This is a genomic window from Rhodococcus xishaensis, assembly GCF_004011825.1.
GTDB lineage: Bacteria > Actinomycetota > Actinomycetes > Mycobacteriales > Mycobacteriaceae > Prescottella > Prescottella xishaensis.
The window spans coordinates 267,365-283,009 of the sequence record NZ_RKLO01000006.1 but is presented as its reverse complement, the minus strand read 5'-3'; the positions used below and the strand labels follow the sequence as shown (position 1 = coordinate 283,009).

The window sequence follows — 15,645 nt, the reverse complement described above, 5'->3', positions numbered from 1 at the left end:
GGCCGACCCTACTGTCGGGCACTGACAGGACCCGGTCCATGCGGATCGACTCACGGCTGCACGAGGATCCGGATCGGATTGCCTTCCTGGTTGCGCAGCTTCTCGATGCCCTTCGCGACATCCTCGAGCGGGACGATCTCGCTGACCGACCGGGACAGGTCGAGTCGACCACGGGACACGAGTTCGGCGAGGGTTTCGATGTCGGCGTTCTTGTAGCCGAGGTGCCCAATCACCTGTTTCCTCGTGAACGCCAGCGCCGCGCTCGGACCGGCTGATACTTCCTCGCCGCTCATCCCGACCACGATCAGGCGCCCACCGAAGTCGAGGCAGCGGAGCGCCTGCTCGGACGTGACCTTCAGCCCGACCGAGTCGAACGCGACGTCGAGGAGTCGGCCACCGAGGGCCTCGGCCACCTTCTGGACCAGGTTCTCGTCCCGTGAGTCGAATGCGTAGTCCGCGCCGAGTTCGAGTGCCCGCTCCCGCACGGCGGGGTTGATGTCGAACGCCAGGATCGGGGACGCGCCGACGACGCGCGCCAATTGGACAATGTGGGTGCCGATTCCACCGACACCCCAGACGCCGACGGCTTCACCGACGGCGACCTCGCCGGTACGCACGACCGCACCGAACGGAGTGGACACGGCGTCGGCGAGCAACGCCGCCTGCTCCATGGACACGTTGTCGGGAATCTTCGTCAGGCCGACCGCCTGGGCTACCGAGTACTCGGCCCACGCACCGTCATAGGCGAAGGCCATCAACTGGATGTTCAGGCAGTTCACGATGTCACCGCGACGACAGCTGCGACACTTCATGTCCGGTCGGCCTGCCGCGAGGATCACCCTGTCCCCGATCTCCCAACCCTCGACCCCGGGCCCGAGCTTCGCGATCGTGCCGGACGACTCGTGCCCCTGCGTCACGACTGGGACGAGGGCGGGGAATATGCCGTCGAGCAGGCTCAGGTCGGAGTGGCAGATCCCGCAGTAGGCGATCTTGACGAGCACCTCGCCTGGGCCGGGTTCGGGGATCGGGACATCCTCCACCACATTGGTTTTCGTATCTGCATGGAATCGCGCCGCGCGCATCGTCTCTGCCACCGTGTGGTCCTTTCAAAACCGTGAGAACGGCTCATTCGAAGAACGCGCGCGGCCCACGGAAGTGCGCGTTCCACGGAGCCGAAGGGTCCGAACGCTCCAACCCTACGCCGAAGCGGTGCTGCTCCACGGCCTAGGCCGTGGAGCAGCACCAAGTAGAACGCAATCGCGTGTTCGCCGGTCCTCGAGTCACACGCCCTGGCGGCGGGAGGCGACGGCTTCGGCGAGGCGGTCGAGCGTCGCCGCGGTGGTGTCCCAGTCGATGCATGCGTCGGTGATCGACTGACCGTAGGTGAGTTCGTCGCTGCGCCCCAGGGTCAGGTCCTGGCGTCCGGCCTCGATGAAGCTCTCGAGCATGATGCCGACGATGTTCCTGTCACCGGCCGCGACGCGCTCGGCGACGTCGGCGGCGACGTCGACCTGCTTGTTGTGGTCCTTGCGGCTGTTGCCGTGGCTGGCATCGATGACGACCCGCTGCGGCAGATCGGACTTGCGCAACCGCGCCATCGTGTCAGCGACGGTGGCGGCGTCGTAGTTCGGCCCATCGGTGCCGCCGCGCAGGATGACGTGGCAGTCGGGGTTGCCGACGGTTTGGATCAGTGCTGCCTGGCCCTCGAGGTCGGTGCCGGGGAAAACGTGGCTCGCCGCCGCGGCGCGAACGCCGTCGACGGCCACCTGGACGTCGCCCTCGGTGGAGTTCTTGATGCCGACGGGCATCGACAGCGCACTGCACAGCTGGCGGTGCACCTGGCTGGCCGCGGTGCGGGCGCCGATCGCACCGTAGGTGACCAGATCGGCGATGTACTGCGGCATGATCGGGTCGAGGAACTCGCAGCCGACGGGCAGGCCGAGGCGGGAGATGTCGAGCAGCAGCTTGCGACCGATCCGCAGGCCGGTGTTGATGTCGTAGGTGCCGTCGAGGTGCGGATCGTTGAGCAGCCCCTTCCACCCGAGCGTGGTGCGCGGCTTCTCGAAGTAGACGCGCATGACGATCTGCAGGTCGTCTCGCAACTCCTCGGCCTTCGCCGCGAGTCGGCGCGCGTAGTCCATCGCCGCCTCGGGGTCGTGCACAGAGCACGGGCCGACCACCACGATGAGGCGGTCGTCGCCCCCATTCAGGATGTTGATCGTGTCGGCGCGCCCGGAGCGAACGGTGGCCGTTGCCACCTCGTCAGGGGTGTGCTCGGCACGCACGACGGACGGCGCCACCAGCGGACTGATGCTGGCGGTGCGCTGATCATCGAGGCGCTGGTCGTTGGTGATGACTGTCATCTGGGTTCGGTTTCCTGTTCTCAGGCCGACCCTCGAAGACTTGAAGAATCCCAGCGAGCCGGCCTGTCATCCGGCTCTCGGGTGGAAGATTGTCAGCGCGCGGTTACGCCGACCGACCCACCCGGGGCCGGCCTGGTAAACCAGAAATAGGTCGCTGACACGCGGCCCACGTTAGCGGGTCTCGTTCGACCACGCACCATCACCCCCGGCGAACGAGACCACGATCACAGCACTTGTCAGGGTCGCCGCCGCTTCGTGACAGACCTGCCAGGGTCGACCAGCGCTTATGCTGGACCGTGCAGATGGTTCGCCTGACGCGGCCGTGATGAGTCCCGAAGACCGTGGTCCGGCGTCGAAGCATCGGCGGTCGCGAGACCGAGTCCGAAGACCTGCGGACTGTTTCGGGCACGCCGCGAGCAACCGGAGAGCAACGTGACCCTCGCTTTCACCGCAACCGTACTGGGCTCCCCGCGGATCGGACCCCGCCGGGAACTGAAGAAGGCCGTCGAGTCCTACTGGGCCGGAAACCTCGACGCTTCGGCGCTCGAGTCGGTCGGCGGTGATCTACGGCGGCGGACCTGGACCGAACTAGTCGACGCAGGGATCGACTCCGTCCCCGTCAACACCTTCTCGTACTACGACCAGATGCTCGACACCGCCGTCATGCTCGGCGCATTGCCCGAGCGGGTCTCCGGGATCGAGAGCGAGTTGGATCGCTACTTCGCTGCCGCTCGCGGCACCGCGACGGTCGCGCCGCTCGAGATGACGAAGTGGTTCGACACCAACTACCACTACCTGGTCCCCGAGATCACCCGATCCACCCAGTTCGCGTTGAACCCGGTGAAGGTGCTCGGCGAGGTCGAGGAAGCCCTGGAGATCGGCGTCCCGGCGCGTCCCGTAGTGATCGGACCGGTCACCTTTCTGCTGCTGTCGAAGTCCGACGACCACGCACCCCTGGATCGCCTCGACGACATCGTGCCGCTATATGCGGAACTTCTGAACCGCCTCGCCGACGCCGGCGTGAAGTGGGTCCAGATCGACGAACCGGCGCTCGTCGCCGATCGCACCGCACCAGAACTGGAAGCGACCCGCTCGGTGTACGACCGACTCGCCACGCTGAACCATCGCCCCGCGATCCTGGTCGCGTCGTACTTCGGCGATCTCGGGGACGCGCTGCCGGCACTCGCCGAGACCCGTGTGGAGGGCATCGCCGTCGACCTCGTCGCAGGCTCACTGGAGCACGTCGTCGCGGCGCCGGGAATCGAAGGCAAGCACGTCGCCGCCGGTGTCATCGACGGCCGCAATGTCTGGCGGAGCGACCTCGACGGCTCCCTGGATGCTCTCGAAACCCTCCGGGACCGTGCAGGTTCGGTGGCGGTTTCCACGTCGTGCTCGCTGCTGCATGTGCCCTACAGCCTCGAGGGCGAGGACGGACTCGACCGCGCGCTGCGGTCCTGGCTGGCCTTCGGTTCCGAGAAGATTCGTGAGGTTGCGACGCTCTCGACCGCCCTGCGCACGGGACGTGCCGCGATCGCTGACCAACTGGTCCAGTCCCGGGCCGCGGCCGAGACCCGCGCCTCGGATCCCCGACTGCACGACGACGCGATCCGCGGCCGGCTCGCCGCACTCACGGATGCGGAGCGCCGACGCACCCCCGCACCGGACCGTCGGACCGCGCAGGCGACCGAGTTGTCCTTGCCGCTGTTGCCGACGACCACGATCGGTTCGTATCCGCAGACGACCGCGATCCGAGTGGCACGCGCCGCCCTGCGTACAGGCGAGATCGACCAGGCGGAGTATGTGCGCCGGATGCGCGCCGAGATCGCCGACGTCGTTGCACTGCAGGAGGATCTGGGTCTGGACGTACTGGTCCACGGCGAGCCGGAGCGCAGCGACATGGTGCAGTACTTCGCCGAGCAGCTCGACGGGTTCTTCGCGACCGCGAACGGCTGGGTGCAGTCGTACGGCAGCCGGTGCGTTCGCCCACCGATCCTCTTCGGCGACGCGCGGAGACCGAAACCGATGACTATCGAGTGGATCTCGTACGCGCAGTCGCTCACCAACAAGCCGGTCAAGGCCATCCTCACCGGTCCGGTCACCATCCTCGCCTGGTCGTTCGTTCGCGACGACCAGCCGCTCGCGGAATCGGCCGACCAAGTTGCGCTCGCGATCCGCGACGAGACCGCCGACCTGGAGAGATCCGGAGTGAGGGTGATCCAGGTCGACGAGCCCGCGCTACGCGAGTTGCTGCCGTTACGCGCCGCCGACCAACCCGCCTACCTGGCGTGGGCCGTGGGCGCATTCCGACTCGCGACCTCTGGCGTTGCCGATACGACAGCGATCCACACCCATCTGTGCTACTCGGAGTTCGGCGACGTCATCGGAGCGATCGCCGGCCTGGACGCGGACGTCACCTCGATCGAGGCGGCACGCTCGCACATGGAGGTCCTCGACGATCTCAACGCCGTCGGATTCGACCTGGGGGTCGGCCCCGGCGTCTACGACATCCACTCGCCGCGTGTGCCGTCGGTGAAGGAGATCGCCGGTTCTCTACGGGCTGCCTTGGGGGCCGTGCGGCCCGAGCGGCTGTGGGTCAACCCGGACTGTGGCCTGAAGACTCGTGGCCGAGCCGAGGTCGAGTCATCGCTGCGCAACATGGTCGAAGCCGCGCACTTGATCCGCGCCGAGCATGGTTGAATCTCGACGTGATCGAGGTGGTCGCCTATTGTCCCGCCAGTCCGGCGCGGCGCCGAGTGGCCTCGGTGATCGAGCACCAGTCCTGATCGGCCTGCCCGTGAGCGAGGGCGTCGAGGAACAGATCCTCGAGGACGCTGCCGAAGGGCAGGCCCAGCTGGGCGTCCCGGGCCTGCGACAGCGCGAGCCGAACATCTTTGAGTCCCAATGCGAGCCGAAACCCGGCCGGCTCATATCTGCGCTGAGCGATCATCTTGCCGTAGCCGCCGTAGACCCTGCCCGGGAACAGGCTGTCGTTCATGACTTCCATCAGTAACTCGGGCGAACCGCCGACTTTCTCGACCACCGTCGTTGCTTCTGCCATCGCCTGAATCGCATTCGCGATCAGGTAGTTTCCGAGGATCTTCACGATATTCGCCTGCTTCGCGTCGTCCCCGATCCGCCAGGTGCGGCGCCCAATCGCGTCGAGTAGCGGGGCGACCTCGTCGATCGCGCCCGCATCTCCGGCTGCGACCACGGTCAGTTCCCCCGCCTCCGCCACCTCGGGCCGCCCGAAGACCGGAGCCGCCACGTAGGAGATGCCCCTCTCATTCAGGGCGGCCTCGGCCTCCGCGCACATGCCAGGACTGACGGTGGCCAGATTGACATGCACCGAACCGCGTTTTGCGGCCCGCAGCGACGACATCGACAACACCGAATCCGCAAACGCACGATCGTCAGCGAGTGAACTGACCACGACGGGTTTCTCCAGTACGGCGGACAGATCGGACGCCTCGGACGCGCCGTAAGCGACGACGCTCGCCGCCTTACCGGGGCTACGGTTCCACACCGTCACGTCGTACCCTGCGCGAGCGATGTTGCGTGCCATGGGGCGCCCCATCGTGCCCATGCCGAGAAATCCGATGTCCACAGCAACCTCCGGCCGGAAATCGAGGTCACACGGTTGAATCCACTGTAGCGCCGTGAGATGGGCAACGGGCACCGTGATCCGCCGCCGGAGCGTCCCGATTTCGTCAGTTGCGGCCGATCGATGCGGTACCGCCTGAAGGAACAGCGGCAATCGTAGACACGAGGCCGACGGCCATCACAGCTCTAGCACCATCGTTCCGGGCAGGGTGTCCCCGCCTGCATCAACGAAGCCCAAAGATTCGTACAGATTCCTTGCAGGGTTGCCATCCTCCACGCTCAAACTGACGCCCCCCTGTCCTCGACTACGGGCGATCGAGATCGCGTCGTTCATGAGTTCTCTGCCCAACCCCGCGCCACGTGCGGTCTCCTGTACACACACACTCAACTCGCCGACCTGGGGTTTCACGAATCCGTAGCCGGGGTGTTCCGACGGCAAGAAGACTATCCACACCACGCCAACCCAACAGGTGCGATCGAGAGCAACTATTCCAAAGTCGCCCCGTTCCGGCACCACTGTGGCGTAGTGCGCGAACTCTGGCTTCGAGAGAACGTCCCGCTCGGAAAACCGAGCTTCGTTCCAATTGAGATTGATGAGCGTGGCTTCGAGCAGGATCGCCTCATCGCCCGACCGGAGCTCACGCTTCTCCAGTCCGAGCCGAGCACTGGCCAAATTCGACATCGAGCTTCCTCCCGCGGCGGAATTGACCCTATACGTCTCCGGTTCGATGCCCGGTCGCCGGCAGAGCCGGACGAGACGATGGGCCAGTCGAACCGCAGACACGACGAAGGGCGGGGCAGGTGGGTGCGACCCACCTGCCCCGCCCTCACGGTCTCGCCTGATCAGCTGACGACGAGATCCAACTCGTCGTCGGTGACCTTGACGGTGATCCGACCGCCGGCGTCGAGGACGTCGTCGATCAGCAGATCGGCGATCCGGTCGTCGACCTCACGCGCGATCGTCCTGCGCAGCGGACGCGCCCCGAACTCGGGCTGGTGCCCGTTCTCGGCGATCCAGTCGACCGCATCGGGAGTGAACTCGATATCGATGTCCTTGGCCCGCAAGCGGTCCCGGCTCTCTCCTAGCAGCAAGTTCGTGATCCGGTGCAGCTGTTCGACCTCGAGCTTGCGGAAGATGACGATCTCGTCGATCCGGTTGAGGAACTCCGGCCGGAACGACTCCCGCAGGCGACCCATCACCCTGTCACGCAGCGGCTTCTCGGCCGCAGCGGCGTCACCGGTGGTGAAGCCCAGTGCTCCGCCCTTGCTCGAGATGATGTCCGAGCCGAGGTTGCTGGTCATGATCAGGACGGTGTTCTTGAAGTCCACGGTCCGTCCCTGACCGTCGGTCAGCCGTCCGTCGTCGAGCACCTGCAGCAGCACGTTGAACACGTCGGGGTGTGCCTTCTCGATCTCGTCGAGCAGGATCACCGAGTACGGATGCCGCCGTACCTGTTCGGTGAGCTGGCCGGCCTCTCCGTAGCCGACGTAGCCCGGAGGCGCCCCGACCAGTCGGCTTGCCGTATGCCGCTCACCGAACTCACTCATGTCGAGCCGCAGCATCTTGCTCTCGTCCCCGAACAGCGACTGCGCCAACGCCTTCGCGAGCTCGGTCTTCCCGACACCGGTCGGCCCCAGGAACAGGAAGCTGCCCACAGGTCGGCGCGGATCGCCCATGCCGGTCCGACTGCGCCGCACCGCCCGCGCGATCGCCTCGACCGCGTCTTCCTGCCCGACCACCCGCTGGTGCAGCTCGTCCTCGAGCCGCCGCAGGCGTTCCTTCTCCTGCCGCGTCATCTGGCTGGCCGGGATCCCGGTGGCCCGAGCGACGATCTCCGCGATGTCCTCCGCGGTTACCGCCGGTGTCTCGACGTGGATTTCACCTGCACGCGACTCGGCGAGACGCTTCTCCGCCCGCGTGATCTCGTCGCGCAGTTGTGACGCACGCTCGTACTGCTCGGCCTCGACTGCGTCCTCCTTGTCTTTCCCGAGTCGCGCAATCCGCTGTTCCAGAGCCTTCACATCCTGGTTGGATACGCCGAGTTGCAGTCGCTTTCGCGCTCCTGCCTGGTCGAGTAGGTCAATCGCCTTGTCCGGCAAGTACCGGTCGGCGACGTAGCGTGACGACAGATCGACGGCGGCCGCGATCGCATCGTCGGTGTACTGGACGCGGTGGTGGTCCTCATATTGTTCACGCAGCCCGCTCAGGATCGCCTTGGCGTCATCGGGAGTCGGTTCGTTCACCGTCACCGGCTGGAACCGCCGTTCGAGCGCCGGATCCTTCTCGACGTGCTTGCGATACTCGTCGAGCGTGGTCGCGCCAACGACGTGCACCTCGCCGCGGGCCAGCCTCGGCTTGAGGATGTTGCCGGCATCCATCGCTCCCTCGCCGCCGGCGCCCGCGCCGACGATCGTGTGGAGCTCGTCGATGAAGACGATCAGCCGACCGTCCTGCGAGACGATCTCGTCGACCGCCTTCGTCAGGCGTTCCTCGAAGTCACCGCGGTAGCGGGTTCCGGACAGCATGCCCCCCAGATCCAGCTGGACGATCTTCTTGTCCGCCAATACCTCTGGAACGTCGCCGCTCACGATCCGTTGTGCCAGTCCCTCGACGATGGCGGTCTTGCCCACACCGGCCTCTCCAACCAGGACCGGGTTGTTCTTGGTCCGTCGGGCCAGGATCTCGATGGCCTGCTCGATCTCGCCATTGCGGCCGATGACGGGGTCGACGCCACCCGAGCGGGCGCGTTCGGTCAGGTCGGTGCCGTACTTGTCGAGCGTGGGGGTACTCGAATCTTGCTGCGACGCATCTGGACCCGCAGCAATCGCGGATTGCATCGATTCCGGTGTGACTCCCGCCGACGCCAGGACACGTCCCGCGGTCGAGTCACCACCCGAGACCAACGAGAGGAAGATGTGCTCCGGGTCGATATAGGTCGAGCCGAGTGACCGAGCGATCTGGTGGGCCTCGAGCAGAGTCCGACGACCTGCGGCCGTGACGGTCGGTGCGGTCGAAACCGCCTCGCGGCCTCGCGGCAGGCGCGCCTCCGCGCCCTTCGAGATCGCCTCAAGATCTCCACCCACGCGCTTGACCATGTCACGCACCGGGTCCCTACCCGCGGCGACGTGCAGGATGTGCAGCGCGTCGAGACTCGTATCACCCCGCCCGGCAGCAAATCGCGCGGCCTCCGCCATCAACTGCTGAGTGTCGTTGCTCATGAGACGGGTGATGTCGATCCGGCCGGACCGTTCGGGCCCGAAGAATGCCTGCATTCCGCAGCCTCCTCCAAGATTGAGTCTGATTGACTCATGGAACATGCATCGCAGAAATTCAATTCCCCGTTCGCGAAGGTGTGAGCGCTGCCACAACCGGCGCACTGCCCGTCAACCGCGAGCTGGCGCAACGCATCCGCTCCGACAGATGCGGGTCGGTACGCAGATCCCGAGGGTCAGGCAACCGTGCCTTCCCCGGCTTCTTGCAGCAGCTGGGAGATGGTGTCGGCGGCGGCGCGCACCTCGCGCCCCACTGTGTCCCGACGCCGCCCGAGCCGAAACTTGGGAGCGGACACATTGACCGCCGCTATGACCCGCCCTTGCGAGTCGACGACCGGCGCCGCGGCCGCCACCAGACCGGCCTCGAACTCCTCGTCCGACCACGCATAACCCTGCCGTCGGGCGCGGGCGAGGCGCGCGAGCATCTCGTCGATGTTCTTGGGGGACGCCGGTCCCCCCGGCTCGAACCGAGCGTCTCGCAGCAGTTGACGGACCGCCGTGTCCGAGTGGCCCGTCAGCAGAGCCTGCCCCGCGGAGGTCGAGTGCACCGGAGACGATCGCCCTACCCAACCGATCACCTGGATCATCGACGACCCCTGCTCCGACAACACCGTCAGCACGTGGTCGCCCTGAAGCACCGAAAGGTGCGCCCGTTCGCCGATCCTCGACACCAACTGGCGCAGGATCGGGGCGGCGATGTTGACGAGTCGGTGGTTGCCGGCCGACTCGGCGAGGGTGAACAGCCGCCACCCGAGCCGATACGCGAGCGTCTCCGGGTCCCGATCGACGAAGCCGGCCTCAGCGAGGGTCTTCAGAGATCGCGACACCTGGCTCTTCTCTCGCCCCACCGCCCGTGCGACCTCCCCGACCTTCAGGCTGTCACCCCGGCTCCCGGCGGCCCCCAGAGCGATCAGGATGTCGAGCGCTCGCTGGACGCTCGTCGACACTTCACTTGCCATGATCGCCACTATGCGACGCCGTGGCATAACGAACAACATTTGTTGCCGAATAGGAAACACCTTTTGAGGCCGGAGGTCGCATGTCAGGGAGTGACCAGCGTCTCCGGGATGTCCGACGCGCAGTCACTCAAAGCGCCGCGATCGAGCCCCTCCGCGCTGAGAGCGTCGATCAGCATGAGCAGTGCCTCCGGTGGCGGGGGCGTGTCCGGTTGCCCGGCGTCTGAGGACAGGACGGTCCGCTCGTACCCGATCGTGCGGACCAGGGCCGCCAGTTGGGCAGCGTCCATGCCCCGCTGATGGAGCAACTGGAAGGCGGTGATCTCAGCGAAAGCTCCCTGTTCAGTGAACGCCGCAGCCTCGTGAGCACTCATCGCCGGGACCGTGTACGACGGGTGCGTCAACAGCAGCCGCCGCACCCCCGCTCCCCGGGCTGCCGGGATCAGCCAGGCAACCTCCTCGGTGCTGAGATGTCCGGTCGCCAACACGGCGTCTGCCTCAGCGATCAGATCGAGTACCTGGAGCACCCGATCCTCCACGGAATCGTCCACCGGTGGAATCGCGTAGGTCGCGGCATCGAGGCTGGTGCGTGCGCAACACAGCCGCGGAAGCCCGGCGGCGTGCTGCGTGTGCGCGTCCGCGGTGGGCATCCAGATCACCCGCGCCCCCATCATCAATGCGGCTGCGACCGCCGCCGGGTTGATTCCGCCGACGTGGTGGTTCAGCGCCTGACCGCCGTAGACCTTCAGACCGAGTCCGTCGCTGGCGGCCTGCGCACGGCCCGCCGTGCCGTCGTAGTGCCCCTTGAGGACACAGCCGGAGAACCCGGCATCGGCGTACCAACGGAGAGTTTGGGTGTCGTCACCACTTCGCTCCCAGACATCCGGGGCGGTGTGAACGTGAAGATCAAACATTGATGCGCTAGGCGTCGGTTCGGGAAAGCTCGATCGGGAAACGAGGCGCGACGCCACTCAAAGCGTCACCAGCCTCACGGACCAGCCGTTGCACCTCGCGTTCGATCAGGCCCAGGCGTGCCTCGGCGATCAACGGTACCTCTCGTCGCCGGCGACACGCGGCCGGCACTTCGATGTCGCTCACGAGCAGGTTCGGTTCCCACAGCGGAGCCTCGGCAACAGTTTCTCCATCGGGGGCGATCACGCGAGATCCGCCCCAGAACCTGGCACCGCGGTCGTCGCCCACCCGATTGACGAACACGACCCAGCACTGTTGCATCCGAGCAATAAGGGCCAACAGCTGACACCAGTATTCGATGATGTCGAGCGAATCGGGGCCGGAATGGGCAGCACTGTTGGTGGGCACGAGCAGCACATCGGCGCCATCCTGCGCCGCCAGCCACGGCAGGGCGGGCTGCCACGCGTCGTTGCAGATGAGCGTCGCTATCCGGCCGAAGCGTGTGTCGAAGGCTCGCATGCCCTGGCCGGGACTGTTGTGCTTGTGGTCCTCCCACACCTCATAGTTCGGCAGATACAACTTTCGGTGGACGAAATGCGTTCGGCCACTGGAAAAATAACCGGCCGAGTTGTATGTGCGGACACCGCCGTCCTCGTAGAATCCGGCGACGACATCCACGGCACCCGACGAAAGCGCAGTCATCCGCGTATCGGAGGCGGAAACCGCGGGCACCCCGGGCTGTCCCAGCGAATCGCCGTGCAGCGACAACTCTGGGAAGACGGCCAGATCGGCGCCGGCGGCCGCTGCCTCCTCGACAGTGCGGCGCGCGACGTCCAGATTCATCTCGATGTCCCCCGGCTGGGAGTCCACCTGCGCCAATGCAATCCTCACGCCATCGCCCTCCTCGCTGTCGTATGGCGTTGTCGTATGGCACCCATGTATTGCATCGCCGGGGGTCTATGCACAATGCTCGTTGCTGATGTGGCAACGCGCAGCACGCACATCTGTGTTGCGTATATCGCAACAATGATTGCCTCGAGAGCAACGCACCACCACGATGATGTAGTGAACCCAGTCGTGGCCGCAGTGGCACACTGGGTTCGCACCGATAAAAGCCTCATATCCTCTCGGAAGACTCAGATGAGAACCAGGCCCCTACCCTTCTTCAGCGGCGGAAGCCGTCTCGACGCCGACCTGCACCTACCAGACGATGGCGGTCCGGGCGCCCCGTACCCGGTGGTGGTCGTTGCGTCCGGATTCCAAGGGCTCAAGGTCATCCATCCCGAACGCTTCGCCCGCGCCCTCACTCCCCTCGGCTACGCCGTGCTGGCCTTCGACTACCGCGGCTTCGGCCAGTCCGAGGGAGAGCGTGGACGTCTGGCACCTCAGGACTGGGCCGAGGACGTACGGGCTGCGGTCGACCGCGTCGCCGCTGTGAAGGAACTCGACGCAGACCGAATCGCGCTGGTCGGCTGGGGACTCGGCGGCGGCGTCGTCGTCACCGAGGCGGCCGAGGATCCTCGCGTGCGGGCTGTGGCCTGCCTCAACGGGATCGCCGACGGCACCCGCTCCACGCACAACATGCACGACGAGGAATCCTGGAATAGGCTGATCGAGCGGATCGCCGCCGATCGTGGGCGCCGCGCCGAGAACGGGCGTTCCGAGATCACCTCGCCGTGGGACATCGTCCGCCTTGATCTCGACGGTCAGACCGACACCTACGTCGGCGACGAGTTGTACAAGGCGCCCGGATTCGGTTCCGGTGTGAGCCTCGAATCAGCGGACATGCTGCTGCGGTTCAGCCCCGAACGGGTCGTCGGTTGGATCGCACCCCGCCCTATCCTCATCATCCACGGCGATCAGAACGAGCTGCACCGCCCCGAGGAAGCACAGTCGCTGTTCGACCATGCGAATGAGCCGAAGCAGCTCGTGTTCCTCGAGGGCTACGGCCACACCGAGTTCATGTTCGACGACCATCCGACGTTCAAGCGGATGGTCGCTACCCTCGACGAGTTCCTGGCGAACGCTCTGAGGCCGCAGCCGCCCGTCGTGGGCTGACGGCACCGACCGAGTGTCATGCGGGACGAGATCTACGGAGGCTCGCCCCCGAGTTCAGTCGGCACATGAACCGAGTCTTCGGTTGGCCGGCAAATAATGCTTGCGGCTCGAGAACTCTCGTCTACCGGCGGACGTCCGGCAACCCACCTACCGCCCGAACGCGGACAGGAGCCGCTGTCGATGGTTGGGCATTCCCTTGTCGCTCAGCCACATTGCCATCACCAAGAGGTGCAGGGGTGGAATCGGACGCAGCGCTGCTCGAGTGAGCCGGCGCCCGCGTACAACGCCTTGACGGACGCTGAGGGCCTGCCGGCAACTTCGGCGTTCAGAACGGGCACGACGGCGTTTCCGTCGCCGTAGCGGAGCAGCAACTCCTCCTGGCTGTAGCCGCGGCCCGCACCTGGCGCAGCTACCGGCGCTCCGGCTTCTGCGACGCGCATGGGCTCAGTGGCGGACAGATCCGACAGAAGGTCTAGCCGTTGTAAATCACCCGTATCCCAACTGTTGCACTCTATGCATCACATCATCGTCTTTGGTTACACACGAAAGTTAGCCTCATCACATGATTACCGGACCGGCGCCAAGCAGGAGCAGCGAAGATCATCGCTGCCTTCCAGGTGCTGGCGGCCGACGAGTCGATCACCGAACCGCACGGCATGACTGTTTCGGAGATCGCACGGGCGTCCGGCCGCGATAGGACAACATTCCACGGTTCGCACGGCACGTGAACACGGCCGCCGCGAAGTTCACCCGAATACTCCTGCCACACCAGCGAGCCTGAGCCAACTTTGCGTTCCATCATCGGACCACGAGGAGACACGATCATGCGAATCTCTTCTGCTCCAGTTCGGCGGCCGCCTTCCGGCAGGACTCCCACAACCGGCGTCGACGTCGGTTCCCCCGCTGGCGAGCAGTGATGAGTCTGTTCGAGTACATCTCCGACAACGCTCTACGTTTGGCGTTCCTCACTCAACAGCACATCGAGTTGGTGCTGGTCAGCGTCGCTATTTCGGCGGCGATCGCGATCCCCCTCGCATTCGCCGGCGAGCGCTGGCCCGCAGTCCGGAACGTCATGCTCTCCGCCACCGCCACGATGCTCACAATCCCCTCCTTTGCTCTGTTCGCGCTCATGATCCCGGTGCTCGGGTTGGGCATCGCGCCCACGATCGCAGCGCTGGCGATGTTCGGGATGTTCCCCATCCTGCGCAACACGGTCACCGGCATCGAGAGCGTGGACCCCGCCGTCGTCGACTCCGCCCGTGGGCTCGGCATGGACGGGAGACGGCGGATGTTCACGGTGATCATTCCCCTGGCCTGGCCGGTGATCCTGAATGGCATTCGTACCGCCACCATCATGCTGGTGGCCACCGCTGCCATCGGGGCGGCCGTGCGAGGTCCCGGGCTGGGAGAGCTCATCTTCCGGGGGCTGACCCGTATGGGTGGCGCGAACGCCCTCAACGAGGCGCTCTCCGGAGTGCTGGCTATCGCACTCGTGGCGCTGGTCCTCGATCTCATCTTTCTCGCCATCTCCAAGCTGACGACGCCCCGAGGTATCAATGTCTGAGCACGTCTCCACCGGAACTGACACCATGATCCGTCTCGATCAGGTGACCAAGCAGTACCACGGGCAGGATCGCCCCGCGGTCTCACCGCTGACGCTGGAGATCAAGAACGGTGAGTTCGTTGTTTTCGTAGGCCCATCCGGCTGCGGGAAGACGACCACCCTGCGGATGATCAACCGCCTCGTCGAGCCGACCTCCGGTGAGATCTGGATCAACGGCCAGAACGTGACCCACGCCGACGTCAACGAGCTCCGGCGGGGAATCGGCTACGTGATCCAACAGATCGGACTGCTCCCACACCTGACCATCGCCGACAACATAGGGCTGGTCCCCAAGCTCCTGGGTACCCCGAAAGGCGAACGACACAGCCGCGCAGCGGATCTACTCGAACTCGTAGGACTCGACCCCAAGGTCTACGCGGGCCGCTACCCGCGGCAGCTGTCGGGCGGACAGCAGCAGCGCGTGGGCGTGGCCCGCGCTTTGGCGGCCGACCCGCCGATCATGCTGATGGACGAGCCGTTCGGCGCGGTCGATCCGATTGCTCGGGAGAAGCTACAGGTCGAGTTCTTGAAGCTGCAGGAGAAGATCCGCAAGACCATCGTCTTCGTCACCCACGACATCGACGAGGCCCTGCGCCTGGGGGACCGCATCGCGATCTTCGACGTCGGATCACGCCTCGCACAGTTCGACACACCGCTCAACGTCCTCACGAACCCCGCCGACGATTTCGTTCGCGACTTCGTCGGCGCCGGCGCATCGGTGCGTCGTCTGTCACTGTTGACCATTGGTGACGTACTCGCCGGACCCGTCGGCGACGACGACCACTCGATTCCTCTACACGACGCCGTCCAGGTGACCCTGACGAGCACAGTTCACCAAGCGCTCGAACTAGTCCTGGCCGCTCGCGCAGACGGCGTGTGC

At 65.8% G+C, this 15,645-nt stretch carries 12 protein-coding genes and 1 pseudogene; 4 read left to right on the top strand and 9 right to left on the bottom strand.

The window, feature by feature from the left end; translation table 11 throughout:
• Positions 1 to 50: 50 nt before the first annotated feature.
• Complete coding sequence (locus tag EGT50_RS15490) at positions 51 to 1,094, bottom strand: zinc-binding dehydrogenase (RefSeq protein ID WP_127955549.1); 1,044 nt, start codon at positions 1,092 to 1,094, stop codon at positions 51 to 53.
• 186 nt (positions 1,095 to 1,280) lie between these two features.
• On the bottom strand, positions 1,281 to 2,363 hold the full coding sequence (locus EGT50_RS15485) for a 3-deoxy-7-phosphoheptulonate synthase (RefSeq protein ID WP_127955548.1): 1,083 nt from the start codon (positions 2,361 to 2,363) through the stop codon (positions 1,281 to 1,283).
• Positions 2,364 to 2,795: 432 nt separating this feature from the next.
• Between EGT50_RS15485 and metE the strand changes: the two genes are divergently transcribed.
• Positions 2,796 to 5,060: a 5-methyltetrahydropteroyltriglutamate--homocysteine S-methyltransferase gene (gene metE, locus EGT50_RS15480; RefSeq protein ID WP_127955547.1), complete on the top strand. Its 2,265-nt coding sequence runs from the start codon at positions 2,796 to 2,798 to the stop codon at positions 5,058 to 5,060.
• A gap of 25 nt (positions 5,061 to 5,085) precedes the next feature.
• Here metE and EGT50_RS15475 read toward each other — a convergent pair whose 3' ends face one another.
• From EGT50_RS15475 to EGT50_RS15450, 6 genes are all read right to left on the bottom strand, one after another.
• Positions 5,086 to 5,967 (bottom strand): NAD(P)-dependent oxidoreductase, encoded by an 882-nt coding sequence (locus tag EGT50_RS15475; protein WP_127955546.1) that lies wholly within the window; start codon positions 5,965 to 5,967, stop codon positions 5,086 to 5,088.
• Between the two features lie 174 nt (positions 5,968 to 6,141).
• Positions 6,142 to 6,645, bottom strand: a complete 504-nt coding sequence (locus EGT50_RS15470; RefSeq protein WP_127955545.1) for a GNAT family N-acetyltransferase — start codon at positions 6,643 to 6,645, stop codon at positions 6,142 to 6,144.
• 161 nt (positions 6,646 to 6,806) lie between these two features.
• Positions 6,807 to 9,236, bottom strand: coding sequence for an ATP-dependent Clp protease ATP-binding subunit (locus tag EGT50_RS15465; RefSeq protein WP_127955544.1), 2,430 nt, complete (start codon positions 9,234 to 9,236; stop codon positions 6,807 to 6,809).
• Positions 9,237 to 9,412: 176 nt separating this feature from the next.
• A complete protein-coding gene (locus EGT50_RS15460) occupies positions 9,413 to 10,195 on the bottom strand; it encodes an IclR family transcriptional regulator (RefSeq protein WP_127955543.1) in 783 nt (260 codons plus the stop codon).
• An 83-nt stretch (positions 10,196 to 10,278) separates the two neighbouring features.
• Positions 10,279 to 11,106: a DUF6282 family protein gene (locus EGT50_RS15455; RefSeq protein WP_127955542.1), complete on the bottom strand. Its 828-nt coding sequence runs from the start codon at positions 11,104 to 11,106 to the stop codon at positions 10,279 to 10,281.
• 7 nt (positions 11,107 to 11,113) lie between these two features.
• On the bottom strand, positions 11,114 to 11,995 hold the full coding sequence (locus tag EGT50_RS15450; protein WP_127955541.1) for a nitrilase-related carbon-nitrogen hydrolase: 882 nt from the start codon (positions 11,993 to 11,995) through the stop codon (positions 11,114 to 11,116).
• Positions 11,996 to 12,244: 249 nt separating this feature from the next.
• Between EGT50_RS15450 and EGT50_RS15445 the strand changes: the two genes are divergently transcribed.
• The gene (locus tag EGT50_RS15445) at positions 12,245 to 13,162 is read left to right on the top strand and encodes an alpha/beta hydrolase (RefSeq protein WP_127955540.1); all 918 of its coding nucleotides are present in this window, start codon (positions 12,245 to 12,247) and stop codon (positions 13,160 to 13,162) included.
• A 218-nt stretch (positions 13,163 to 13,380) separates the two neighbouring features.
• On the opposite strand, the gene EGT50_RS17415 is transcribed toward EGT50_RS15445, so the two are convergent.
• Positions 13,381 to 13,602, bottom strand: a complete 222-nt coding sequence (locus tag EGT50_RS17415) for a hypothetical protein (protein ID WP_164873428.1) — start codon at positions 13,600 to 13,602, stop codon at positions 13,381 to 13,383.
• 476 nt (positions 13,603 to 14,078) lie between these two features.
• On the opposite strand from EGT50_RS17415, the gene EGT50_RS15435 reads away from it, so the two are divergent.
• Positions 14,079 to 14,726 carry an ABC transporter permease gene (locus EGT50_RS15435; RefSeq protein ID WP_127955539.1) on the top strand — a complete coding sequence of 216 codons (648 nt, stop codon included), beginning with the start codon at positions 14,079 to 14,081 and terminating at the stop codon, positions 14,724 to 14,726.
• A pseudogene (locus tag EGT50_RS15430) lies at positions 14,719 to 15,543 on the top strand (ABC transporter ATP-binding protein); the annotation flags it as partial. The gene EGT50_RS15435 and the pseudogene EGT50_RS15430, both read left to right, overlap by 8 nt.
• Between the last annotated feature and the right edge of the window lie 102 nt (positions 15,544 to 15,645).